We start from the raw sequence: 21,918 nt of genomic DNA, 5'->3' as shown, positions 1-21,918 counted from the left end.
GACGCCACCGTAGGCGGTGCCACTGACAGTGGCCGCGGTGCGGCGGCGGGCTGCCGCCGGGGCGGCTACTTCGGGTCCGGGGACATCCGGTTCAGCTCCTCCTCGGCGTTCTGGGACACCCGCTTGCGCACGGCGAACCAGCCGGCGACCAGCATGACGGCGAGCACCGGGATGAGGAGCAGGGTCTTGCGGCCGACCTCGGGGTCGTTCCCCATCATGCCGAGGCAGACCAGCAGGAAGACGATCGTGGCGATCTCCGTGACCGGGCTGAACTTCAGCTTGAAGTGCGGCCGGGTCACCAGGCCCGCGCGGGCACGGCGGACGAACAGCATGTGGCACAGCATGATGATCACCCAGGTGCTGATGATGCCGAGGGAGGCGACGTTCAGCACGATCTCGAAGGCCTGGCTGGGCATGAGGTAGTTCAGGCCGACGCCGAGCACACAGACCGCGCAGGTGAGCAGGATGCCGCCGTAGGGGACCTGGCTGCGGTTCATGCGGGCGGTGAACTTCGGCGCGGAACCGGCCATGGCCATGGAGCGCAGGATGCGGCCGGTGGAGTACAGACCGGAGTTCAGCGAGGACATCGCGGCGGTCAGCACGACCAGGTTCATCACGTCGCCGGCCGCCGGGACGCCGATCTTGGACAGCACCGTCACGAACGGGCTCTCGTCGGCGGAGTAGACCGAACCGGGCAGCAGCAGCGCGAGCAGCACGACCGAGCCGACGTAGAACAGGCCCACCCGCCACATGATCGAGTTCACCGCGCGCGGGACGACCTTCTCCGGCTCGGCGGTCTCGCCGGCGGCCACGCCGACCAGCTCCAGGGCGGCGTAGGCGAAGATCACGCCCTGCATGACCAGGACGACCGGCATCACACCGTGCGGGAAGACCCCGCCGTTGCCGGTGATGACGCTCGTGCCGGGGGTGTGGCCGCCGACCTTGTGCTGGGTGGCGAGCAGGAAGATGCCGATCAGCATGAAGCCGACGATGGTCGCGACCTTGATGATCGCGAACCAGAACTCCATCTCGCCGAAGATCTTCACCGAGATCAGGTTCACCGTGAGCACCACCGCGAGGGCGATCAGCGCCAGCACCCACTGCGGGATCGAGGTGAACAGGCTCCAGTAGTGCGTGTAGAGCGCGATCGCGGTGATGTCGGCGATGCCGGTGGTCGACCAGTTCAGGAAGTACATCCAGCCGGCGACGTAGGCGCCCTTCTCGCCCAGGAACTCACGGGCGTAGGACACGAAGGACCCGGAGGACGGGCGGTAGAGCACCAGCTCGCCGAGGGCGCGGACGACGAAGAAGGCGAAGACGCCGCAGACGAGGTACGCCAGGGCGAGCGCGGGGCCCGCGTTGTGCAGCCGGCCGCCGGCGCCCAGGAGGAGTCCGGTGCCGATGGCGCCGCCGATGGCGATCATGTTGACGTGGCGGGCCTTGAGGTCCTTGCTGTAACCGGCGTCGCCCGCGTCCGCGGGGGATCCGGCCGCCCGGGCATGAGCGGCGGTCTGCGCCGGTTCCACGGCTTTGTTGCTCACGGGTGGTTCCACTTCCTGATGCGCCCGGACTTCGTGGGCCCGGGGGTCGTGCAGGGCTCGGCCCGCACCACCTCTGGTGTGCGCGGCACAGACCAAGGCAGCACTTTCTCAGACAATTCCCAGGTCACGCGGTAATCGGAGTCACACAGCGGCGCTTCTCACACGACCCGCACACGCCGCACACGCTTCACTCCGGGTGTCACAGCGGTGGTGGGACAGCGATACTGCTGCACATGACGACCGACGCCGCGGAGCCCACCCTCACGATCGACGAGCTGGCCGCGCGGACGGGCGTCACGGTCCGCACCGTCCGCTTCTACGGCAGCAAGGGGCTGCTCCCGCCGCCGGTGATCGGGCCGCGCCGGGTGGGGCGCTACGGACCGGGGCACGTGGCCCGGCTGGCCCTCATCGAGGAGCTGCGGCAGCAGGGCATGACCCTGGCCGCGATCGAGCGCTACCTGGGGCGGCTGCCGGCCGGCATCGGCGCGGACGATCTCGCGATCCACCGGGCGGTGGTCGCGTCCTGGGCGCCGGAGGCCGTCGAGACGGTCACCCGCGAGGAGCTCGACCGGCGGGCCGGGCGGCCGCTGGGCGAGGAGGACGTGGAACGCCTCGCGGCGATGAACGTGGTGGGCCCCGCGGACGACGGCACGTTCCGGGTGGACGCCGGGCTGCTCCGCCTCGGCGTCCAACTCCTCGACGTGCCGCTGTCGCAGGAGTCCATCCTCGCGGCGCGCAAGGTGCTCGTCGAGCACTCGCGCGCCGCGGCCCACGAGCTGTCCCGGCTCTTCCGCGGCGCGGTGGCCGAGCGCGCCGACGAGGACGTGCGGTCCCTGTCGGCGCACATGCAGCCGCTGGTGGTGCAGGCCCTGCTGACCACGTTCCAGCGGTCGCTGCGGGAGGAGCTGGGCGAATGGCTCACCGGGTCACGGACGGACTGAGTCGGCGAACGGCTCCCCCTTCTCCGCCTTCTCGACCAGCAGCGCGGGCGGCGTGAACCGCTCGCCGTAGGTCTCGGCCAGTTCGCGGGCGCGGGCGACGAAGCCGGCGGCCCCGCCCTCGTAGCCGTTGATGTACTGGAGCACGCCGCCGGTCCAGCCGGGGAAGCCGATGCCGAGGATGGAGCCGATGTTGGCGTCGGCGACGGAGGTCAGCACGCCCTCCTCCAGCAGGCGTACGGTGTCGAGCGCCTCGGCGAAGAGCATCCGCTCCTGCATGTCGCGGAACGGGATCCGGTGCCCGGGCCTGGTGAAGTGCTCGCGCAGGCCGGGCCACAGACCGCCGCGTGCGCCGTCCTCGGCGTAGTCGTAGAAGCCGGCGCCGCCGCTGCGGCCGGTGCGGCCGAACTCGTCGACCAGCCGGTCGATGACCGCCTCCGCCGGGTGCGCGGTCCAGGTGCCGCCCGCCTCCTCCACGGCCCGCCGCGACTCGTTGCGGATCTTGCGCGGGAGGGTGAGGGTCAGCTCGTCCATCAGGGAGAGGACCTTGGCCGGGTAGCCGGCCTGGGCGGCGGCCTGCTCGACCGAGGCGGGCTCGATGCCCTCGCCGACCATGGCGACGCCCTCGTTGATGAAGTGGCCGATCACCCGGGAGGTGAAGAAGCCGCGCGAGTCGTTGACGACGATCGGCGTCTTGTTGATCTGCCGGACCAGGTCGAAGGCCCGGGCGAGGGCCTCGTCGCCGGTCCGCTCGCCCTTGATGATCTCGACGAGCGGCATCTTGTCGACGGGCGAGAAGAAGTGCAGCCCGATGAAGTCGGCCTGGCGCTCCACGCCCTCGGCGAGCGCGGTGATGGGCAGCGTGGAGGTGTTGGAGCACAGCAGCGCGTCGGGCGCGACGACCGACTCGATCTCCTGGAACACCTTGTGCTTGAGCGCGGTGTCCTCGAAGACGGCCTCGATCACCGCGTCGCAGCCCGCGAGGTCGGCGGCGTCGGCGCTCGGGGTGATCCGGGCGAGGAGCGCGTCGGCCTTCTCCTGGCTGGTGCGGCCCCGGGAGACGGCCTTGGCGCACAGCTTCTCGGAGTAGCCCTTGCCCTTGAGGGCCGCCTCCAGGGAGACGTCCTTGAGGACGACCTCGATGCCCGCGCGGGCGCACGAGTAGGCGATGCCGGCGCCCATCATGCCCGCGCCGAGGACGGCGACCCTGCGGACCGTGCGGGGCTCGACGCCCTGGGGACGGTTGGCGCCGGAGTTGACGGCCTGGAGGTCGAAGAAGAACGCCTGGATCATGTTCTTCGAGGTCTGCCCGGCGGCCAGCTCGACGAAGTAGCGGGCCTCGATGACCTGGGCGGTCTCGAAGTCGACCTGGGAGCCCTCGACGGCGGCGGCCAGGATGCTGCGCGGCGCCGGGTAGGGCGCGCCGCCCGTCTGCTTGCGCAGGGTGGCCGGGAAGGCGGGCAGGTTGGCGGCGAACTTGGGGTTGGCCGGGGTGCCGCCCGGGATCCGGTAGCCGGGCCTGTCCCAGGGCTGCTGGGACTCGGGGTTGGCGTCGATGAAGGCGCGGGCCTTGGCGATCAGTTCCTCGGGGGTGCCGGCGACCTCGTGGACGAGGCCGTTGTCCCGGGCGCGGCGGGCGTTGTACTGCTGGCCCTGGAGGAGCACCTTGAGCAGGGCGTCGGCGATGCCCAGCAGCCGTACCGTGCGGACGACCCCGCCGCCGCCGGGGAGCAGCCCGAGGGTGACCTCGGGGCAGCCGATCTTCGTGCCGGAGGTGTCGAGGGCGACGCGGTGGTGGCAGGCGAGGGCCAGTTCGAAGCCGCCGCCGAGGGCCGCGCCGTTGATCGCGGCGACGACGGGCTTGCCGAGGGTCTCGATGCGGCGCAGGTTCCGCTTGATGGCGAGGCCGCCGTCGAACAGGTCCTGGGCGGTCTCGGGCGTGACCCGGATCAGGTCGCGCAGGTCGCCGCCCGCGAAGAAGGTCTTCTTGGCCGAGGTGAGGACGATGCCGCGGATCGAGTCCTTCTCGGCCTCCAGCCGGTCGGTGATCGCGGCGAGGGAGTCGCGGAACGCCTGGTTCATGGTGTTCGCGGACTGGTTCGGGTCGTCCAGGACGAGGGTGATGACCCCGGTGTCGTCCTGTTCCCAGCGGATGGTGGTGCTCTCGGTCATGACAGTCGTCTCCGTTGAGGTCTCGGGGGTCCGCTGGGAGGTCAGATGCGCTCGACGACGGTGGCGATGCCCATGCCGCCGCCGACGCAGAGGGTGGCGAGGCCGTAGCGCTTGTCCTGGCGCTCCAGCTCGTCGATGAGCGAGCCGAGGATCATCGCACCGGTCGCGCCGAGCGGGTGGCCGAGCGCGATGGCACCGCCGTTGACGTTGACCTTGTCCAGGGACAGGCCCATGTCCTTGGCGAAGCGCAGCACGACCGCGGCGAACGCCTCGTTGATCTCGACCAGGTCGATGTCGTCGATGGTCAGGCCGGCCTTGGCGAGGGCCTTGCGGGCGGCGGGGGCGGGACCGGTGAGCATGATGGTCGGCTCGGAGCCGGAGACGGCGGCGGCGACGATCCGCGCGCGTGGGGTGAGGCCGCCGCGCTCGCCGGCCTCCTTGGAGCCGATCGCGACGAGCGAGGCGCCGTCGACGATGCCGGAGGAGTTGCCCGCGTGGTGGACGTGGTCGATCTTCTCCACCCAGTGGTACTTCTGCAGCGCGACGGCGTCGAAGCCGCCCAGCTCGCCGATGTCGGCGAAGGACGGCTTGAGCCCCGCGAGGGAGTCGGCGGTGGTGCCCGGGCGCAGGTGCTCGTCGTGGTCCAGGACGACCAGGCCGCTGCGGTCCTTCACGGGGACCACCGAGCGGTCGAAGCGGCCCTCCTTCCAGGCGGTGGCCGCGCGCTCCTGGGACAGGGCCGCGTACTCGTCGACGTCCCGGCGGCTGAAGCCCTCGATGGTGGCGATGAGGTCGGCGCCGATGCCCTGCGGGACGAAGTTGACCGACAGGTTGGTCATCGGGTCGTTGAACCAGGCGCCGCCGTCGGAGGCCATCGGCACGCGCGACATGGACTCCACACCGCCGGCCAGCACCAGGTCCTCCCAGCCCGAGCGGACCTTCATGGCGGCCATGTTGACGGCTTCCAGGCCGGAGGCACAGAAGCGGTTCTCCTGGACACCGGCGACGGTGTCGGGCAGGCCGGCGGCGATCGCGGCGATCCGGGCGATGTCGGAGCCCTGGTCGCCGACCGGGCCGACGACGCCCAGCACGATGTCGTCGATCGAGGCCGGGTCGAGGCCCGGGAAGCGGTCGCGGATCTCGTGGATGAGGCCGACGACCAGGTCGATGGGCTTCGTGCCGTGCAGGGCGCCGTTCGCCTTGCCGCGGCCGCGCGGGGTGCGGATCGCGTCGTACACGTACGCTTCGGTGCTCACTGGTGTGCCTTTCGGGAGGGTGGGCCGAGCGGGGTCGGCCGCCGAGGGCTGTGGGAGGGCTGGGGGCGTCGGGGCCGGGTGGCCGGAGCAGGGAGGTCGGGACCGGGGCGCCGGGGCCGGGTGGTCGGGGGCCGGGTCAGGCGCCCTCGGTGGCCGGCTCGTCGGGTGCGAGGTCCGCCACGGGGTCCGGTGCGAGGCCGGGTATCCCCCAGTCCCGCGCCACCGTGTCCGCGCCGGCGCCGGGCAGGGCCGGGCCGCTGCGGACCTGGGTCGGGGTGGCGGAGAAGCGCGGGGCGGGCGCCGGCTGGGTGATACCGGCGTGGCCGGTGAAGGTGCCGCGGGCGGCCAGGTGCGGGTGGTGCGGGGCCTCGCGCAGCGAGAGGACGGGCGCCACGCAGGCGTCGGAGCCCTCGAAGACGGCCGTCCACTCCGCGCGGGTGCGGGACCTGAACCGGGCGGCGACCCGCTCGCGCAGTTCGTCCCAGCGGGTCAGGTCCCCGCGGGCCGGGGCCAGGTCGTCCAGGCCGAGCAGGCGCAGGAACTCCTCGTAGAACCCGGCCTCCAGGGCGCCGACCGCCATGTGGCCGCCGTCGGCGGTCTCGTAGGTGCCGTAGTACGGGCAGCCGCCGTCCAGCAGGTTGGCGCCGCGCCGGTCCTGCCAGCCGCCGGCGGCCAGCATGCCGTGGATCATCGCGGACAGGTGGGCCGTGCCGTCCACGATGGCCGCGTCGACGACCTGGCCGGTGCCGGTGGCGCGCGCGTGGTGCAGGGCGGCCAGGACGCCGACGACGAGGTAGAGGGCGCCGCCCGCGTAGTCGCCGAGCAGGTTGGCGGGGACGGCCGGGGGCTCGCCGGGGCGGCCGATCATGCCGAGGGTTCCGGTGAGGGCGATGTAGGCCACGTCGTGCCCGGCGCGGTCGGCGAGCGGGCCGTCCTGGCCCCAGCCGGTCATCCGGCCGTAGACCAGACGGGGGTTGCGGGCGTGGCAGTCCGCGGGCCCGACCCCGAGCCGCTCGGCGACTCCGGGCCGGTAGCCCTCGACGAGGACGTCGGCGCGGGCGGCCAGGTCCAGCACGCGCGCGGGGCCGCCGGGCGCCTTGAGGTCGACGATCACCGAACGCTTGCTGCGGTTGGTCACGTCGTACGCGGGGTCGATGCCGAGGCCCGGGCCGCCGGGGCGGTCCACCCGGACCACGTCGGCGCCGAGGTCGGCGAGGAGCATGCCGGCGAACGGGCCGGGCCCGATGCCGGCCAGCTCGACCACGCGCACGCCGGAGAGCGGACCGTGCCCCGGCGTCGCCGGCGTCCCTGCCGTCGTCATCCCGTCCTGCCCCCAAGCGCGTGTGACACCGATGCTGTAACACCAGTGATGCTAAGAACACGTTCCACCCGGCACAAGACCTGAACGAGCAAGCGCTTAGCCAAGTGCCCGGCCCGGACCGCCGAGGCCGCGTCCGCGGGTCCGCACTCCTCACGCTAGCCTCAGCCACCGACAGCGGCGCGGGCTGCGGGCGAAGGGGTGTCATGAGCAGGCTGAACCGGACGGACCGTCCCTACGACATCGTGCTCTTCGGGGCCACCGGCTTCGTCGGCGCGCTCACGGCGGAGTACCTCGCCGCCCACGCGCCCGAGGGCCTGCGCTGGGCGCTCGCGGGCCGGGACGAGATGAAGCTGCGGCGGCTGCGCGAACGGCTGCCCGGCGGCTCCGGCGTCGGGGTACTGCGGGCCGACGTCGGCGACCCGGCCTCGCTGCGCCGGCTCGCCGAGCACGCGCGCGTGGTGGCCACGACCGTGGGGCCCTACGTCAGCTACGGCGAGGACCTCGTCGCCGCCTGCGCGGACACCGGGGCCGACTACCTCGACCTGACCGGTGAGCCGGAGTTCGTGGACCGGATGTACGTCCGGCACGACGCACGCGCGCGGGAGACCGGCGCCCGCCTGGTGCACGCCTGCGGCTTCGACTCCGTGCCGCACGACCTGGGCGTGTACTTCACGGTCCGGCAGCTGCCGGAGGGCGTGCCGCTGACCGTGGACGGGTTCGTGACCGCCGACGCGGCCTTCTCCGGGGGCACGCTCGCCTCGGCGCTCAACCAGTTCGCGCGCGGCCGGCAGCTCGTGGCGGCGGCCCGCGAACGCCGCCGGCACGAACCGCGCCTGCCGGCGCGCCGGGTGACGGCGCCCGCGGGCGCGCCGCGGTTCGCCCCGGAGGTCGGCGCCTGGGCGCTGCCGCTGCCGACCATCGACCCGCAGATCGTGAGCCGCTCCGCGAGGGCACTGGAGCGCTACGGCCCCGACTTCCGCTACCGGCACTACGCGGCGGTCCGGCACCTGCCGGTCGCCGCGGGGGGCGCCGCCGCCGTGGGCGCGGTCGCGGTGGCCGCGCAGCTGCCGCCGGTGCGGCGGTGGCTGTCCGGCCGGCTCAGGCCCGGTGACGGACCGGACGCGAAGAAGCGGGCGGAGAGCTGGTTCCGGGTGCGCTTCGTGGGCGAGGGGGGCGGGCGGCGCGTCTTCACCGAGGTCGCGGGCGGCGACCCGGGCTACGACGAGACGGCGAAGATGTTCGCCGAGGCGGCCCTCGCCCTGGCCCTCGACGCGCTGCCGCCGACCGCGGGCCAGGTCACGACAGCCGTCGCCATGGGCGACGCGCTCACCGAGCGGCTGCGCGCGGCGGGCATCACCTTCCGGGTGGCGGCGACCCGCTGACCGCTGCGGAAACCGCCCCTACAGGGGCCACCGCACCAGGGTGTAGATCACCGCGCATATCCAGCCGAACCCGGCGAGGGCGGCCAGCGCGAGAGCGGCGTTCACGACCCGCTCGACGGGCCGGTCCGGGTCGGCGAGGGGCTTGGCTGCACGGTGCGTCGTCATGCGGCCCAGCCTGCCGACGGCCCCCGGGCGCGCACATCCGTCGGGATACTCAAACCGGGTACTCAGGCGGGCCGGCGGCCGGGTGCTCAGGCGGGCCGGCGGCCGGGTGCTCAGGCCGGCGGTGGCCACTCCCCCACGGCGTTCGCGATCCGGTCGCGGGTGGGGCCGTCGTCGGTGAGGAGCGCGAGGCGGTGGGCGAGGGGGCCGATGGCCCAGCCTGCGTGGTGGTCGAAGAACGGTGCGGGGCCCGCGGTGTTGTGAGCGACCTTGGCGACGAGTTCCGCGAGGCGGAACAGCAGCAGCCGTGTCCGCGGGGCCCGCTCCTCGGGCAGCGGCGAGCCGCGGCGGACGAGCTCGAAGACCTCACGCCCCCGGCTCCACCGCAGGGGGTCGGCGGCCAGTTCCAGGGCGGCCTCGATCTCCGGCGGCCGGGGGCCCGGCCCGGCCGCCGCGGCGAGCACCCGCCCGGCCCAGGCGACCGGGTCGCGCCGGCCCTCGTACACGCTGCGGCCCCAGTCACGGTCCGGGTCGGCGGCCGCCCGCCCGGCGAGCGGGCTGCGGGCCCGGGCCGCCTCCTTCAGGGCCCGCCGGCACAGGGCGTCCGCCCTGCGGGTGGTCTCCGGGAGGCGGTAGGCGGGCGTCAGGGCGAGGGTGTGGGCCACGGCGTTGTCCAGGCCGACGCGGTGGCCGACGGAGACGTAGACCGGCTTGACGCCGTCCCGGGTGCGCAGGGCGCGGCCGACCTCCTCAGTGCCGGCCAGGAGGGCGGCCCAGGAACCCCGCGCGGGGGCGGGGTCGGCGTGGGTGAAGGTGAAGGGGTTCTTGGCGACGCCCATGGTGGGCAGGCCGGTGAGGACGCCGAGGTGGCTGGCGAGGCCGAAGCGGCGCGGGTGGGCGAGGCCGTAGCCGTCGCACACGACCAGCCCCGGCTCGCGCTCCAGCGCGTCCAGGGCGGCGCGCACGGTCGGGATCTCACGGAAGGCGAGCAGCCCGGGGACGTAGGGGAAGGAGATCCGGCCGACGGCCGTCGTCTCGGCGACGACCTCGCGGGTGGCGGCGTCCAGCACCACGGCCGCCGCGGCGACGAGGTCGAGGTCGTCGTCGTAGGCGACGTCGACCCCGGTGACCGTGCCCGTACCGGGCGGCGGACCCGGCTCGTCGAGCACCACCCGTCCGCGCAGTTCGTCCTGTACGGCCCGCGCCTCTTCCTCGGTGGCGGGCCAGCCCTCGGGTACGCCTACGGTCGTCATGATGGACAGGACTGTACGGTCCGCCGACGCCCGGCCGGGCCCCGGGGTAGGGTCGCGATCATGTTCGTACTGGAGCTGTCCTACACCGCACCGCTCGACGCCGTGGACGCCGTCCTGCCGGCGCATTCCGCCTGGCTCGACCAGCAGTACGAGAAGGGCTTCTTCCTGGCCTCCGGACGCAAGAACCCCCGCGACGGCGGGGTGATCCTGGCCGTCGCGGAGGACCGTGCCCGGATCGAGGAGGTCGTGGCGGGCGACCCGTTCGTCGTCGCCGGGGTGTGCGCGTACCGCGTCACGGAGTTCATCGCCACGAAGACCGCCCCCGAGCTGGCACCCCACCGGCAGACGCTGGGCTGACCCCCGGGGGCGTCGGCCGCCCCCGGGACGTCGTCAGCTCTTCTTCGAGTCCAGCGCGCGCCGCAGCTCGTCCTTGTTCATGTGCGACCTGCCCTCGATGCCGCGCTGCCTGGCCTCGTTGTAGAGCTGGTCGCGGGTCGGGCCCTGGGGCCCGGTCCGGTTGCCGGACCGCTGGCCGCCGCGCTTGCCGGAGGACATGTCCTCGGTGGAGCTGCGGCTGGCGGTCTTGGACTCGCCCGCGCGGGCGCGTTCCTTGTTGACGGTCCGCGCGGCGATCTCCTCGGCACGACCGGTGCTCTCGCCCCGGTCCTGTGCGCTCTTCTTGATGTGCTCGTACTGGCGTTCGCGCTTCGGGCTGGAACCGGCTGGCATGATCGCTCCTCTCGTCTCGTCCCCTCGCGGCGGGAGTCCGGTCGTGACCGGATTCCTCCGCGGCAGGGGTCGAGTACCCGGGTCGCGCGCCGTTACGTCAGCGTTCCAGCCGGGCCACCCGCCCCTGCTCGCCGGACGCCCAGCAGCTCAGGTCCGGGGCGCAGTCGACGGTGTCGTACGAGCCGGTGTCGACGGTCCGCCAGGTCCGGCCGCCGTCGGTGGTCAGGTCGGTGCCGCCGGGCCCCACGGCGAGCGCGGCGCCGCGGCTGTGCGGGAGCCAGGCGGCACCGGAGCGGTAGGCGGGCGGCGGGCTCGCGGCCGGGCGCCAGGTGCGGCCGCCGTCGGCGGTGACCGCGGCCGCCCGCGGCGAGGACTGGTCCGGGCGGTAGTCGCCGCCGACCGCGAGGCCGTGGGTGCGGTCGCGGAAGGCCAGCGCGAAGACGCCCTTGGCCGGATCGCCCGCCGGGACGGGGGTCTCGGCGGCCGTCCAGTTCAGGCCGCGGTCGGCGGAGTGCAGCACGCGCGCGTGCGCGCCGCCCCCGGTCGCCAGCCACACGTCCTTCGGCCCGGAGGTGACCAGGCACTGGCCGCTCGCCGCGAAGCCGGCCTCGCCGTCGAGGGCGGCGGGCATGCCCGCGGCGGGCAGCACCCGCCAGGAGCGGCCGCCGTCCCGGGTGGACAGGATGCGGAACCTGCCGTCCACCGGGTCGCTCATGGCCAGGCCGTGCCGGCGGTCGAAGAAGGCCATGCAGTCGTAGAAGGCCTTCGGGTCGGGGTTGCGGAAGGACTCGGTCCAGGTCGCGCCGCCGTCGTCGGTCCGGTACACGCGGGAGTCCTCGCCCTCGCCGATGGCCAGCACCACCGCGCGCCGCGCGTCGAACGCCTCGACGTCCCGGAACTGCAGGCCGCCCGCACCGGGCGGAGAGACGTTCCGCCAGCTCGTGCCGCCGTCGGTGGTGCGCAGCACGGTGCCCTGGGTGCCGGCCAGCCAGGCGGTGTCGCGGTCCACGGCGGACAGGCCGCGGAAGCGCACCTGCGGGGCGCCGCTGTCCTTGGCCGCCCAGTGCACGCCGCGGTGCCCGAGCGGCCCCGCCGCCGCGGCCGGCACGGCCACCGCGGCCAGCGCCGCCGCGCACGCCACCCCCGCCGCCACCAGCCGGCCCGAACGTCCCCCGCGTCGCGTGCTCCCCAAGCGCCTCATGGCGGGCGAAGCTAGTCCACCGGCCACCCGCCGTCCAGAGCACCTCCGCGCGCGTGCCCGCCCGGGCCGTACCCGGCGTGCATGAAACGCGGTGACCGAGGTCACTCGTTCCCCCTGTGCACGGATCGGCCGGATCCGTCGTCTCTTCCAGTACCAGGTCTCACACCCGGAAAAGAACGTCCAGCCGTCACGAGGGAGCAAGGCGTTGTCCACCATCGAGCAGTCCGTAGAGGCACGCCTCGTCGCCGCCGCCCCGCGCATGCCGACCATCCCCGCGACCCTGTCCTACGACCGGCGCGACCCGTTCGCCGTGCGCATGACCTTCCCGGCCCCGGCCACCCTGGAGGGCGTCGAGGTCTGCTGGACCTTCTCCCGCGAGCTGCTGACGGACGGCCTGCGGGGACCCGAGGGCCACGGCGACGTGCGCGTGCGCCCGTACGGCTACGACCGCACCGTGCTGGAGTTCCACGCGCCCGAGGGCACCGCGATCGTGCACGTGCGCTCCGGCGAGATACGCCGCTTCCTGGAGGCGACCGGCGGCCTCGTGCCCGTCGGGCTCGAACACCTCCACCTGGACCTCGACCACGACCTGGCCGAACTGATGCGGGACGCCTGCTGACGCGCGCCCCCCTACCGACCTCCGGTCCGCCCTTCAATCGCGTTGACACCCTCATCGCGACGCTCGTACCTTGTACAAGGTCCTGTTGTCGCCGATTGGAGAAGGACGTTGCTCGTCTGAGGTCCCGAGACACCGCGTTCACACCGGTGAGGTGTGCGTGGCGTTCGACCTCGGCGTCCGAGCAGTCCTTCGGCACAGGCCCTTCTCTCTCGGCCCCTGCGGCCCTTCCGGCCCCTCTTGTGCCCCAGGCCCTTCGGTTCCGTCTCGCGGTGTCTCGACACGCGTTCGCCAGACCGCACCCAGCAACCGCGAGGCCCGTATGTCATCTTCCCTCACCTGCACCTCCCTCTCCTTCGCCTGGCCCGACGGCACCCCCGTCCTCGACGGCCTCGACATCGCCTTCGGTCCCGGCCGTACGGGACTCGTCGGCGTCAACGGGTCCGGGAAATCCACCCTGTTGAAGCTGATCGCGGGCGAACTCACGCCCGCCGACGGCACCGTCAGGGTGACCGGTGAGATCGGGTACCTGCCGCAGAACGTCACCCTCGACACCACGCTCCGCGTCGAGGACGCCCTCGGCATCGCCGCCCGGCGGGCCGCGCTGCACGCCATCGAGGCGGGCGACGCGTCCGAGGAGCACTTCGAGACCATCGGCGACGACTGGGACGTCGAGGAGCGCGCCCTGGTCACCCTCGGCGAACTCGGCCTCGCCCACATCGGCCTGGACCGCACCGTCGGCGAGGTCTCCGGCGGCGAGTCGGTGCTGCTGCGCCTGGCGGCGCTGCTGCTGCGCCGGCCCGACGTCCTGCTGCTGGACGAGCCCACCAACAACCTCGACCTGTACGCGCGCCGGCGCCTGTACGCGGCCGTCGCCTCCTGGTCCGGCGTGCTCGTCGTGGTCAGCCACGACCGTGAACTCCTGGACCTGGTGGACCAGATCGCCGAGCTCCGCTCCGGCGAGGTCACCTGGTACGGCGGCAACTTCTCGGCCTACGAGGAGGCGCTCGCCGTGGAACAGGAGGCGGCCGAACGGACGCTGCGGGTCGCCGAGGCGGACGTGCGCAAGCAGAAGCGCGAACTCGCCGACGCCCACGTCAAACTGGCCCGCCGCAAGCGGTACGGGCAGAAGATGTACGAGCAGAAACGCGAGCCCAAGATCGTCATGGGGGCGCGCAAGCGCGCCGCCCAGGAGTCCGCGGGCAAGCACCGCATCATGCACGAGGAGCGGCTCTCCGAGGCCAGGGACCGGCTGGACGAGGCGGCGGACGCCGTACGGGACGACGACGAGATCCGCGTCGACCTGCCGTATACGGCCGTACCGCCCGGCCGGCAGGTGCTCACGCTGGAGAAGCTGCGGATGGCCTACGGGGCGCGCGTCGAGGGCATTCTCGACCTGCGCGGCCCGGAGCGGATCGCGCTCGTCGGACGCAACGGCTCCGGCAAGACGACCCTGCTGAGGACCGTCGCCGGGGAGCTGGCACCGGTGTCCGGCGAGGCGCTGACGCACGTGCCGTCGCGGTTCCTGCCGCAGCGCCTGGACGTGCTCGACGACGAGCTGACCGTCGCCGAGAACGTGGCCCGGTTCGCGCCCGGCGCGACCAACAACCGGATCAGGGCGCGCCTCGCGCGCTTCCTGTTCCGGGGCGCGCGGGCCGACCAGCCGGCCGGGACGCTCTCCGGCGGCGAGCGCTTCCGGGCGGCCTTGGCCGCCCTGATGCTCGCCGAGCCCGCACCCCAGCTGCTCCTGCTGGACGAACCGACCAACAACCTCGACATGGCCAGCGTCCGGCAGCTGACCACGGCCCTGGAGTCGTACGAGGGCGCCCTGCTCGTCGCCAGCCACGACCTGCCGTTCCTGGAGTCCATCGGCATCACCCGGTGGCTGCTGATGGAGGAGGGAGAACTCAGGGAGACCACGCCCGACGCGCTCGCGGACACGGCCTAGCCGCGGCGGCGGGGGTGTTGCGGGTGGGGCACAGCCCGACCACGGGGGTTTTGTCCCGGCCGGGGCGCGCTGCATGATGGCGGTCCGGCGCCGCTCGGCCGGCGCCGGACCGCACCGCCGATCCGAAAGGTCCCTCGTGCCCAGCAAGAAGGCCCTCGTCCGCCGTCCCGGCCCGCGCCTCGCCGAGGGCCTGGTGACGCACATCGAACGGGAGAAGGTCGACCCCGACCTCGCCGTCGAGCAGTGGGAGGCCTACGTCGAGGCGCTCGGCGCGCACGGCTGGGAGACGATCGAGGTCGACCCGGAGGACGACTGCCCCGACTCGGTGTTCGTCGAGGACACCGTCGTGATGTACCGGAACGTGGCGCTCATCACCCGGCCCGGCGCCGAGTCCCGGCGCGCGGAGACCGCCGGCGTCGAGGAGGCGGTGGCCCGGCTCGGCTGCTCGGTGAACTGGGTGTGGGAGCCCGGCACTCTGGACGGCGGTGACGTGCTGAAGGTCGGCGACACCGTCTACGTCGGCCGGGGCGGGCGCACCAACGCGGCGGGCGTGCAGCAGGTGCGGGCCGCCTTCGAGCCGCTCGGCGCACGGGTGGTGGCCGTACCGGTGAGCAAGGTGCTGCACCTGAAGTCGGCGGTCACCGCGCTGCCGGACGGGACGGTGGTCGGGCACATCCCGCTCGTCGACCGGCCGTCGCTGTTCCCCCGGTTCCTGTCGGTGCCCGAGGAGTCCGGCGCGCACGTGGTGCTGCTCGGCGGCCACCGGGTACTCATGGCGGCGAGCGCCCCGCGGACGGCGGAGCTGCTGACCGATCTGGGCCTGGAGGTCGTCACGGTGGACATCGGCGAGTTCGAGAAGCTCGAAGGGTGTGTGACGTGCCTCTCGGTAAGGATGCGGGAGCTGTACGCCTGACCGGGTGCTCCCCTCCCCGGGCAGCCCCGGGACCTGCGCGTCTCGGGGCTGTTCCGCGCGCGCCGGGACGTCATGACCGGGGCCGCTGATCAGCGATCTTTACGACGGCCTTAACCTACGGCTTCGTAACCTACGGCTTCGTAGCCTACGATCTCGTAGGTTTCCCGGCACCGCTCGCCGGACCGTCCCCCTTTTCGCTCGTTCCGCTTTCTCCCTCCTCTCCTTTTCTCCCCTCCGTACGGCGTCCCCCTGGAGTTCCTGTGACGATCACCTCCCCTCACCTCGGCGGCCCGTCCGTCTGGACCGACGCGAAGCTGCTGTACGCACTGGAGGAAGTGGTCGAGACCGAGCTGAACCGGCATCTGAAGGTCGCCAAGGACTGGATGCCGCACGAGTACGTGCCCTGGAGCGACGGCCGCAACTTCCCGGGTCTGTTCGAGGACGGGCAGGCGTGGGAGAAGGAGCACTCCAAGGTCACGGAGATCGGCCGGATCGCCCTGGTGGTCAACCTGCTGACCGAGGACAACCTGCCCAGCTACCACCACGAGATCGCCTCGCTGTTCGGCCGCGACGGCGCCTGGGGCACCTGGGTGCACCGCTGGACGGCCGAGGAGGGCCGGCACGGCATCGTGATGCGCGACTACCTGCTCACCTCGCGCGCGGTGGACCCGGACAAGCTGGAGCAGTTCCGCATGTCCCACATGAGCGAGGGCTTCGAGTCCGACAACCGGCACTCGATGCTGCACTCGGTCGCCTACGTCGCCTTCCAGGAGCTGGCCACCCGCATCTCGCACCGCAACACCGGTCACCAGTCCGGCGACCCGGTCTGCGACCGGATGCTGGCGCGCATCGCGACCGACGAGAACCTGCACATGGTCTTCTACCGCAACCTGCTGAAGGCCGCCTTCGAGCTCGCCCCCGACCTGACCATGCAGGCGGTCCGTGACGTCGTCGTCGACTTCCGCATGCCCGGCCACGGCATCCCCGGCTTCGAGCGGGCCGCCGCGCAGATGGCGATCGGCGAGGTCTACAACCTGCGCATCCACCACGACGACGTCCTGCAGCCCGTGCTGCGCTTCCTGAAGATCATGGAGATCGACGGCCTGGGCCCGGAGGGCCGTCAGGCGCAGGAGGAGCTGGGGCTGTTCATGGGCGGCCTGGACGCGGAGGCCCTCAAGTTCGACGAGCGGCTGGCCGCCCGCAAGGCCCGGCTGGCCGCCCGCGGCCAGCGCTGACCCCGGCAGCCGGCCCGGCCCCGCGGTGGTGAGCGGGGCGGGTCAGGGCGAGGTGCGGCGCAGGGCGAGCCGTTCCTTCTCGGAGAGGCCGCCCCAGACGCCGAAGCGTTCGTCGTTGTCGAGCGCGTAGTCGAGGCAGGCCGAGCGCATCTCGCACATGCCGCAGATGCGCTTCGCCTCGCGCACCGAGCTGCCGGGCTCGGGAAAGAAGAAGTCGGCCCCGGTCTGCGCGCACAGGGCCTGCGTCTGCCAGGCGAGGTCGGCCGGGGTGATGGTTTCGAGCTGCATGGCAAGGATCGTGCCGCGCGCGGAAAAACGTTCGATCAACGCCGGATCAACGGCACGTCCCGAGCCCCCGGCCGACCCGATCATGCTCCCCCCGAGCCGGGCGGAGCACGGCGGCGCGCGGGAGAACGACCGGGAACCGGCGGGAAATCGCGGACGGGGGCATGGCGGCCCGGCGTGCGGGGTGCGCCGCCCGGGGCGCGGGCGCGGGTCCTCCCGGGGGCGGGGCACGAGGGCGAGGCCGTGCGTCCCGGGACGGGTCCGGGTGGGCGCGCGACCAGGTCCGGCCGAGACCCGGACCATGACCGGGTGAACGCGGCGCGCGGGGGCACCTGCCACGCGGTTGTCGGTGGGCGGTGCCAGACTCGACGGTGCAGCGGACCGGACCCGGCTCCCGGGCCCCCTTTCAAGGAGGGCGATGATGCTCACCACCCGTTTCGTCGACGGCGCGCCCAACTGGCTCGACGTCACCACCCCCGACCTCGACGGCGCTCTCGCCTTCTACGGCGGTCTCTTCGGCTGGCGGTTCGAGTCGGCGGGTCCGGACGCAGGGGGCTACGGCTTCTTCCGGCTGGACGGCCGCACGGTCGCCGGCGGCATGCAGGCCGGCCCGGACCAGGGACCCCCGGCCTGGACGGTGTACTTCCAGAGCCAGGACGCGCGGGCCACCGCGACGGCCGCCGAACAGGCGCACGGCCGGGTGCTGTTCCCGCCGCTCGACGTGATGGGCCAGGGGCACATGGCGGTCCTCGCCGACCAGGCGGGCGTGCGGTTCGGCATCTGGCAGCCGGGGCGGACCAGGGGCGTGGACGCGGCGGACGAACCGGGCGCGCTGTGCTGGGTCGAGCTGTACACAGCGGACATCGCGGCGGCCGCGGCCTTCTACCACCGCGTCCTGGGCCTGGAGACCTCGGGCGTGCCGTTCCCGGGCGGCACGTACACCTGTGTCAACCCGAGCGGCGCCGGTGAGGACGCGATGTTCGGCGGGATGGTCCCGCTGGCCGACGACCCGACGGAAGCGGCGGCGGGGCCCTGCTGGCTGCCGTACTTCGCGGTCGAGGACACCGACGCCGTCGTCGAGCAGGCGCAGCGGCTGGGCGGCACGGTGCGCGTGCCGGCGACGACCGTGCCGGGCGTGGGCCGCATGGCCAGGCTCGCCGACCCCTGCGGCGTCCGCTTCGCGGTGATCAGGAGCGAGACCCCGCAGGGCTGAGCCGGCGAGAGGCCGAGGCGCCGAGCGGACGAGAGGCCGAGACACCGCTAGGCCGCGAGCCCGTACAGCCGAGGCGGTGCGAAGCCGGGGCGCCGCGCGCCCGTGCGCCGCAGGCCGCCCGCCTCGTCAGGCGGACGCCCGCCGTATCAGCGTGGTCGGCAGCACGACGCCCGCGCCGGACGCCTCCGCGGGAGCCGCGCCGGACGCCTGCGCCAGCGCAGCGCCGGGCGTCTCGCCGGCGCGGCCGCGCAGCAGCAGGCGGGCCATCAGCCGGCCCATCTCCTCTATGTCCTGACGGACCGTGGTCAGCGGCGGCTCGGCCTGCTCGGCGACGGGCAGCACGTCGTCGAAGCCGATCACGGCCACGTCGTCCGGTACCCGACGGCCGTGCTCGCGCAGCACCCGCAGGGCGCCGAGCGCGGTCAGGTCGTTCGCGGCGAACACCGCGTCCACGTCCGGGCAGCGGTCGAGCAGTTCGCGCATGGCGCGTTCGCCGCCGCCCGGGGTGAAGTCGCTCTCCACCACGAGCCGGGGGTCGGCGTCGCCCATGACGTCCCGGTAGCCGTCGAGCCGGTCCACCGCCGAGGTCTGGTCCAGCACCCCGGTGATGTGCGCGATCCGGGTCCGGCCGAGACCCACCAGGTGACGCACGGCCTCGCGGGCACCGCCCCGGTTGTCGCTGTCGACGTACACCGGCCCGGGGCCGCCGTCGCTCCAGTCGGGACGGCCGCCGAACACGGTGGGCACACCCGCCTTCCGGATCAGACCGGGCAGCGGGTCGTCGAGGTGGAGGGAGAAGACGAGCGCGCCGTCGACATGGCCACCGGCGAGGTAGCGGGCCACGCGGGCGTGGTCGGCGCGGCCCTCGGTGAGCAGCAGCACGAGCTGGTTGTCGTGGGCCGTCAGCTCCTTGCTGATGCCGCGCAGTTGCAGGGCGAAGAAGGGGTCGGCGAAGACTCGCGCCTCGGGTTCGGCGATGACGACGGCGACGGCGTCGTGCCGCTTGGTGACCAGGCTGCGCGCGGCCTGGTTCGGCACGTAGCCGAGCTCCTCGACCGCCTGCCGGACCCGTTCGGCCAACGGCTCCCTCACGCCGTCCCCGCCGTTGACGACCCGTGACACGGTGGCCCGGGACACCCCGGCCCGCGCGGCCACGGCCTCCAGCGTGGGACGCGACACTGCCTCGGTCACTTCGGGACTCCTCATCGGCGGCTGGCGATCAGGATAACCGCGCCGCCGCACGGCCGTACGGCCCGGAAAAAGGCTTGCGCCACGCCGTGTCGCGCGGTGAGGACCGCCGCACGGACTCGGGAGGGGCCCCTGCGGGCTGAGCGGCCCGAGACGCGGCTCGCGCCCTGCGCGCGACTGCCGCGCGACTGCCGCGCGGCCACCGCGACCGGCACCTCGTGCACCGTTCGGCCGACGCGTTCGGCCGGGCTCACCGGCCGCTCGCCGAGGACCCCGTGCCCCTGCACCCGTCTCCCTCGACCCGGATATCCGGCGTTGTCCGGATATCCGCTTGTCCACCGGGTGGTTGTCCACAGGCCCGGCCCGTTGTCAGTGCCGTGCTGCATTCTGTGACCAGTGGCGGGACGGGCGCCACGGACCACGGGGAGGCAGGGTGTTCAGGGGGATCGACGACGTCGACTGGGCGTCGATGGGACACGCGTACACGAAGTCGGCGACCGATGTGCCGGAGTTGCTGTGGGGGCTGGCGTCGGACGATCCGGAGCGCCGGGAGATCGCGCTGGACGGCATGTACGGAGCCGTGCACCACCAGGGGGACGTCTACGACAGCACGGTGGCGTGCGTCCCCTTCCTGTTCGAGCTGATCGCGCATCCGTCGGCCGGCGACCGGGGCGCGGTGATCGGCCTGCTGTGCAGCATCGCGCACGCCTCGGAGGAGGACGAGGGGCCCGTGGGCGACGAGGGGGATGACGGCGGCCCCGACGGGGACGCGTTCGCCGGGGAGTTCGACGAGGACCGGCACGAGGAGTGGCAGAGACACTTCTTCGTGGCGCGCGACATGGTCCGCGAGCGCGCCGGAACCTTCCTCGGGCTGCTCGACGACCCGGATCCGGGGGTGCGCGCCGCCGCACCGGGTGCGCTCGCCCGGCTGCACCCGGATCCGGCGCTGGTGTTCGGCGCCCTGTGCGACCGCGTGCCGGCCGAGACCGACCCCGGTGCCGCGAGAGCGCTGGCGCGCGCCCTGGGCACCCTGGCCCTGCGGCATCCGGGCGGCCCGGGTGCCGAGGCGGCGCGGGTGCTGCGGGACCTGGTGTCCGGGACCCCCGATCCGCAGCTGCGGATGACGGCCCTGGCCCGGCTGGCGCGCTGCGCGCCCGGCGCACTCCCGCCGGACGCGGCCGGCATCGCGCTGGACGTGTTGCGGCTGGCCCGGGAGACGGACGGACTGGGCCCGCCGCCGGCCGCGCCGGAACGGCCGCACACCGACACCCTCATCTCCCATGTGCGCGAGCTGGAGGAGGAGCACCGCCGCAGCCTCGGCCTCGACGGCACGGCGGAGCTGGTCGACGAGCTGCACACGGCGCTGGGCGACCGTGTCGACGTGCGCTTCCCGCTGCTGGTGGGCCAGTTGGGCAGCCCGAGCCGCCGTCAGCGCAGACAGGCCGTCGGCGTGGCGGGGCGGCTGCTCACCGGTTGGCGGGCCCCCGACGACGAGCCGCTGCTGGCGCTGGCCCGGCTGCTCGCCGACGACGACCTGCGCCTGCAGAAGGAGGTGCTGTCCGAGCTGCGGTACCTGGCACCCGCCGCACACCGGGTGTCCGGGGCGGTGGCGGCCTACCTGGAGAGCTGGGACAGCCGTCCGCCGGAGACCGGCACACCGTTCCGGGAGCTGGCCGTCGGCATGGCCTTCGAGGTGCTGGCCCTGCAGGGCGACGACCGGATCGTGCCGGCGCTCACCCACGTCCTGGAAGTGGTGGAGATACCCGAGCGCCTCTCCCGGTGGATCGAGGCACTCGGCCCCGAGGCGGCGGCCCCGCTCGCCCCGGTCCTGCACGGCCGGCTCGCCGGGCTGGACCCCCGCGCACCGGGCACCGGCCTGGACCACCTCGTCCGGGCCCTGGCCGCCCTCGGTCACGAGGAGTCGGTGCCCCTGCTCCTCGGGGTCCTGGGCGACGCCGCACACGTCCGCACGACGGAGGAGGTGCTGTCCGCTCTGTCCCGGTACGGCTCCCTGGCGGCGGAGGCGGCCCCGCTCGTGCGCCGGCTGTGGCGGGACGGCGCCCTCGCGGACCGGCACCGGATCCATGTCGCCGAGGCCCTGTGGTCGCTGACGGGCGACGCGGAGGCGGTGCTGCCGGTGGTGGACGACGCCCTGTCGGCGCCGACGTGGTGGCAGTGGTCCGCCGCGATACGCCTGACCGAGGCGCTCGGTACGGCGGGCGCCGCGCTCGCGCCGCGGCTGCGCGGACTGATCGCGGCCGACCACAGCCCCGCCCGCTCGGCCGTCGCCCTGTGGCGGATCACCGACAACCCCGAGGACGTCCTGCCCGTGCTCCTCGACCAGTGGCCGGCCACCCCGGCGGAGCGCCCCACCATGGCCGCCTGCCTGACCGCCATGGGACCCGCCGCAGCACCGGCCCTGCCTCTGATCCGCGCGGAACTGGCCTCCCCGCGCCGCCACAACAACAACGGCGGCTCGCGAGGCAACATGCGCTACGACGTCGCCGCGGACGTGGCCCTGCTCGCGGACTGCCGGCGGATCGTGGCGGGGACCGGCGGATAGAC

18 protein-coding genes and 1 pseudogene are annotated in these 21,918 nt (G+C 73.7%); 9 read left to right on the top strand and 10 right to left on the bottom strand.

The features are described from left to right. Positions 1-65 precede the first annotated feature (65 nt). Positions 66-1,541, bottom strand: a complete 1,476-nt coding sequence (locus tag B446_RS30810; RefSeq protein ID WP_043476763.1) for an amino acid permease — start codon at positions 1,539-1,541, stop codon at positions 66-68. A gap of 233 nt (positions 1,542-1,774) precedes the next feature. On the opposite strand from B446_RS30810, the gene B446_RS30805 reads away from it, so the two are divergent. Then, positions 1,775-2,482, top strand: coding sequence for a MerR family transcriptional regulator (locus B446_RS30805; RefSeq protein WP_020943357.1), 708 nt, complete (start codon positions 1,775-1,777; stop codon positions 2,480-2,482). Here B446_RS30805 and B446_RS30800 read toward each other — a convergent pair. The 3 genes from B446_RS30800 to B446_RS30790 form a co-directional block, all read right to left on the bottom strand. Further along, on the bottom strand, positions 2,468-4,651 hold the full coding sequence (locus tag B446_RS30800; protein WP_020943356.1) for a 3-hydroxyacyl-CoA dehydrogenase NAD-binding domain-containing protein: 2,184 nt from the start codon (positions 4,649-4,651) through the stop codon (positions 2,468-2,470). The two genes, B446_RS30805 and B446_RS30800, sit on opposite strands and share 15 nt — an antisense overlap. A gap of 41 nt (positions 4,652-4,692) precedes the next feature. Further along, positions 4,693-5,907 carry an acetyl-CoA C-acetyltransferase gene (locus B446_RS30795; RefSeq protein WP_020943355.1) on the bottom strand — a complete coding sequence of 405 codons (1,215 nt, stop codon included), beginning with the start codon at positions 5,905-5,907 and terminating at the stop codon, positions 4,693-4,695. A 136-nt stretch (positions 5,908-6,043) separates the two neighbouring features. After that, positions 6,044-7,228, bottom strand: a complete 1,185-nt coding sequence (locus B446_RS30790; protein WP_020943354.1) for a CaiB/BaiF CoA transferase family protein — start codon at positions 7,226-7,228, stop codon at positions 6,044-6,046. A gap of 203 nt (positions 7,229-7,431) precedes the next feature. Here B446_RS30790 and B446_RS30785 point away from each other — a divergent pair, with 203 nt between their 5' ends. After that, positions 7,432-8,610, top strand: coding sequence for a saccharopine dehydrogenase family protein (locus B446_RS30785; protein ID WP_020943353.1), 1,179 nt, complete (start codon positions 7,432-7,434; stop codon positions 8,608-8,610). Positions 8,611-8,628: 18 nt separating this feature from the next. Here B446_RS30785 and mmpA read toward each other — a convergent pair whose 3' ends face one another. Both mmpA and B446_RS30775 read right to left on the bottom strand, forming a co-directional pair. After that, on the bottom strand, positions 8,629-8,775 hold the full coding sequence (gene mmpA / locus B446_RS39810; RefSeq protein ID WP_167543350.1) for a morphogenic membrane protein MmpA: 147 nt from the start codon (positions 8,773-8,775) through the stop codon (positions 8,629-8,631). Between the two features lie 560 nt (positions 8,776-9,335). Continuing rightward, positions 9,336-10,025: pseudogene (locus B446_RS30775) on the bottom strand (endonuclease V); the annotation flags it as partial. Positions 10,026-10,085: 60 nt separating this feature from the next. Here B446_RS30775 and B446_RS30770 point away from each other — a divergent pair. Continuing rightward, positions 10,086-10,382 carry a YciI family protein gene (locus B446_RS30770; protein WP_020943350.1) on the top strand — a complete coding sequence of 99 codons (297 nt, stop codon included), beginning with the start codon at positions 10,086-10,088 and terminating at the stop codon, positions 10,380-10,382. Positions 10,383-10,415: 33 nt separating this feature from the next. Here the strand turns inward: B446_RS30770 and B446_RS30765 are convergent, their stop codons facing one another. Together B446_RS30765 and B446_RS30760 are read right to left on the bottom strand one after the other, a co-directional pair. Then, positions 10,416-10,754 (bottom strand): hypothetical protein, encoded by a 339-nt coding sequence (locus tag B446_RS30765; protein ID WP_020943349.1) that lies wholly within the window; start codon positions 10,752-10,754, stop codon positions 10,416-10,418. Positions 10,755-10,851: 97 nt separating this feature from the next. Beyond that, complete coding sequence (locus B446_RS30760) at positions 10,852-11,955, bottom strand: WD40/YVTN/BNR-like repeat-containing protein (RefSeq protein ID WP_193384515.1); 1,104 nt, start codon at positions 11,953-11,955, stop codon at positions 10,852-10,854. Between the two features lie 205 nt (positions 11,956-12,160). Here B446_RS30760 and B446_RS30755 point away from each other — a divergent pair, with 205 nt between their 5' ends. From B446_RS30755 to B446_RS30740, 4 genes are all read left to right on the top strand, one after another. Continuing rightward, a complete protein-coding gene (locus B446_RS30755) occupies positions 12,161-12,574 on the top strand; it encodes an SsgA family sporulation/cell division regulator (protein WP_020943347.1) in 414 nt (137 codons plus the stop codon). Between the two features lie 319 nt (positions 12,575-12,893). After that, a complete protein-coding gene (locus B446_RS30750; RefSeq protein WP_020943346.1) occupies positions 12,894-14,519 on the top strand; it encodes an ABC-F family ATP-binding cassette domain-containing protein in 1,626 nt (541 codons plus the stop codon). A gap of 136 nt (positions 14,520-14,655) precedes the next feature. Further along, positions 14,656-15,432: a dimethylargininase gene (gene ddaH, locus B446_RS30745; protein WP_020943345.1), complete on the top strand. Its 777-nt coding sequence runs from the start codon at positions 14,656-14,658 to the stop codon at positions 15,430-15,432. 260 nt (positions 15,433-15,692) lie between these two features. Next, the gene (locus tag B446_RS30740; protein WP_020943344.1) at positions 15,693-16,667 is read left to right on the top strand and encodes an acyl-ACP desaturase; all 975 of its coding nucleotides are present in this window, start codon (positions 15,693-15,695) and stop codon (positions 16,665-16,667) included. A gap of 42 nt (positions 16,668-16,709) precedes the next feature. Here B446_RS30740 and B446_RS30735 read toward each other — a convergent pair whose 3' ends face one another. After that, positions 16,710-16,955, bottom strand: a complete 246-nt coding sequence (locus tag B446_RS30735; protein WP_020943343.1) for a WhiB family transcriptional regulator — start codon at positions 16,953-16,955, stop codon at positions 16,710-16,712. A 418-nt stretch (positions 16,956-17,373) separates the two neighbouring features. Here B446_RS30735 and B446_RS30730 point away from each other — a divergent pair, with 418 nt between their 5' ends. Continuing rightward, the gene (locus B446_RS30730) at positions 17,374-18,165 is read left to right on the top strand and encodes a VOC family protein (RefSeq protein WP_043479432.1); all 792 of its coding nucleotides are present in this window, start codon (positions 17,374-17,376) and stop codon (positions 18,163-18,165) included. Positions 18,166-18,291: 126 nt separating this feature from the next. Here the strand turns inward: B446_RS30730 and B446_RS30725 are convergent, their stop codons facing one another. After that, positions 18,292-19,356 carry a LacI family DNA-binding transcriptional regulator gene (locus B446_RS30725; RefSeq protein WP_020943341.1) on the bottom strand — a complete coding sequence of 355 codons (1,065 nt, stop codon included), beginning with the start codon at positions 19,354-19,356 and terminating at the stop codon, positions 18,292-18,294. Positions 19,357-19,786: 430 nt separating this feature from the next. On the opposite strand from B446_RS30725, the gene B446_RS30720 reads away from it, so the two are divergent. Beyond that, the gene (locus B446_RS30720) at positions 19,787-21,916 is read left to right on the top strand and encodes a hypothetical protein (RefSeq protein WP_020943340.1); all 2,130 of its coding nucleotides are present in this window, start codon (positions 19,787-19,789) and stop codon (positions 21,914-21,916) included. Positions 21,917-21,918: the final 2 nt, after the last annotated feature.

It is taken from the genome of Streptomyces collinus Tu 365 (assembly GCF_000444875.1).
Lineage (GTDB): Bacteria > Actinomycetota > Actinomycetes > Streptomycetales > Streptomycetaceae > Streptomyces > Streptomyces collinus_A.
This window is presented reverse-complemented; position numbering and strand designations above follow the sequence as displayed.

Coding starts and splice junctions, on each gene's coding strand:
- B446_RS30805 (WP_020943357.1), top strand. CDS start 1,775: ATGACGACCGACGCCGCGGAGCCCACCCTCACGATCGACGAGCTGGCC.
- B446_RS30800 (WP_020943356.1), bottom strand. CDS start 4,651: ATGACCGAGAGCACCACCATCCGCTGGGAACAGGACGACACCGGGGTC.
- B446_RS30790 (WP_020943354.1), bottom strand. CDS start 7,228: ATGACGACGGCAGGGACGCCGGCGACGCCGGGGCACGGTCCGCTCTCC.
- B446_RS30785 (WP_020943353.1), top strand. CDS start 7,432: ATGAGCAGGCTGAACCGGACGGACCGTCCCTACGACATCGTGCTCTTC.
- mmpA (WP_167543350.1), bottom strand. CDS start 8,775: ATGACGACGCACCGTGCAGCCAAGCCCCTCGCCGACCCGGACCGGCCC.
- B446_RS30770 (WP_020943350.1), top strand. CDS start 10,086: ATGTTCGTACTGGAGCTGTCCTACACCGCACCGCTCGACGCCGTGGAC.
- B446_RS30765 (WP_020943349.1), bottom strand. CDS start 10,754: ATGCCAGCCGGTTCCAGCCCGAAGCGCGAACGCCAGTACGAGCACATC.
- B446_RS30760 (WP_193384515.1), bottom strand. CDS start 11,955: ATGAGGCGCTTGGGGAGCACGCGACGCGGGGGACGTTCGGGCCGGCTG.
- B446_RS30750 (WP_020943346.1), top strand. CDS start 12,894: ATGTCATCTTCCCTCACCTGCACCTCCCTCTCCTTCGCCTGGCCCGAC.
- B446_RS30735 (WP_020943343.1), bottom strand. CDS start 16,955: ATGCAGCTCGAAACCATCACCCCGGCCGACCTCGCCTGGCAGACGCAG.
- B446_RS30730 (WP_043479432.1), top strand. CDS start 17,374: ATGCTCACCACCCGTTTCGTCGACGGCGCGCCCAACTGGCTCGACGTC.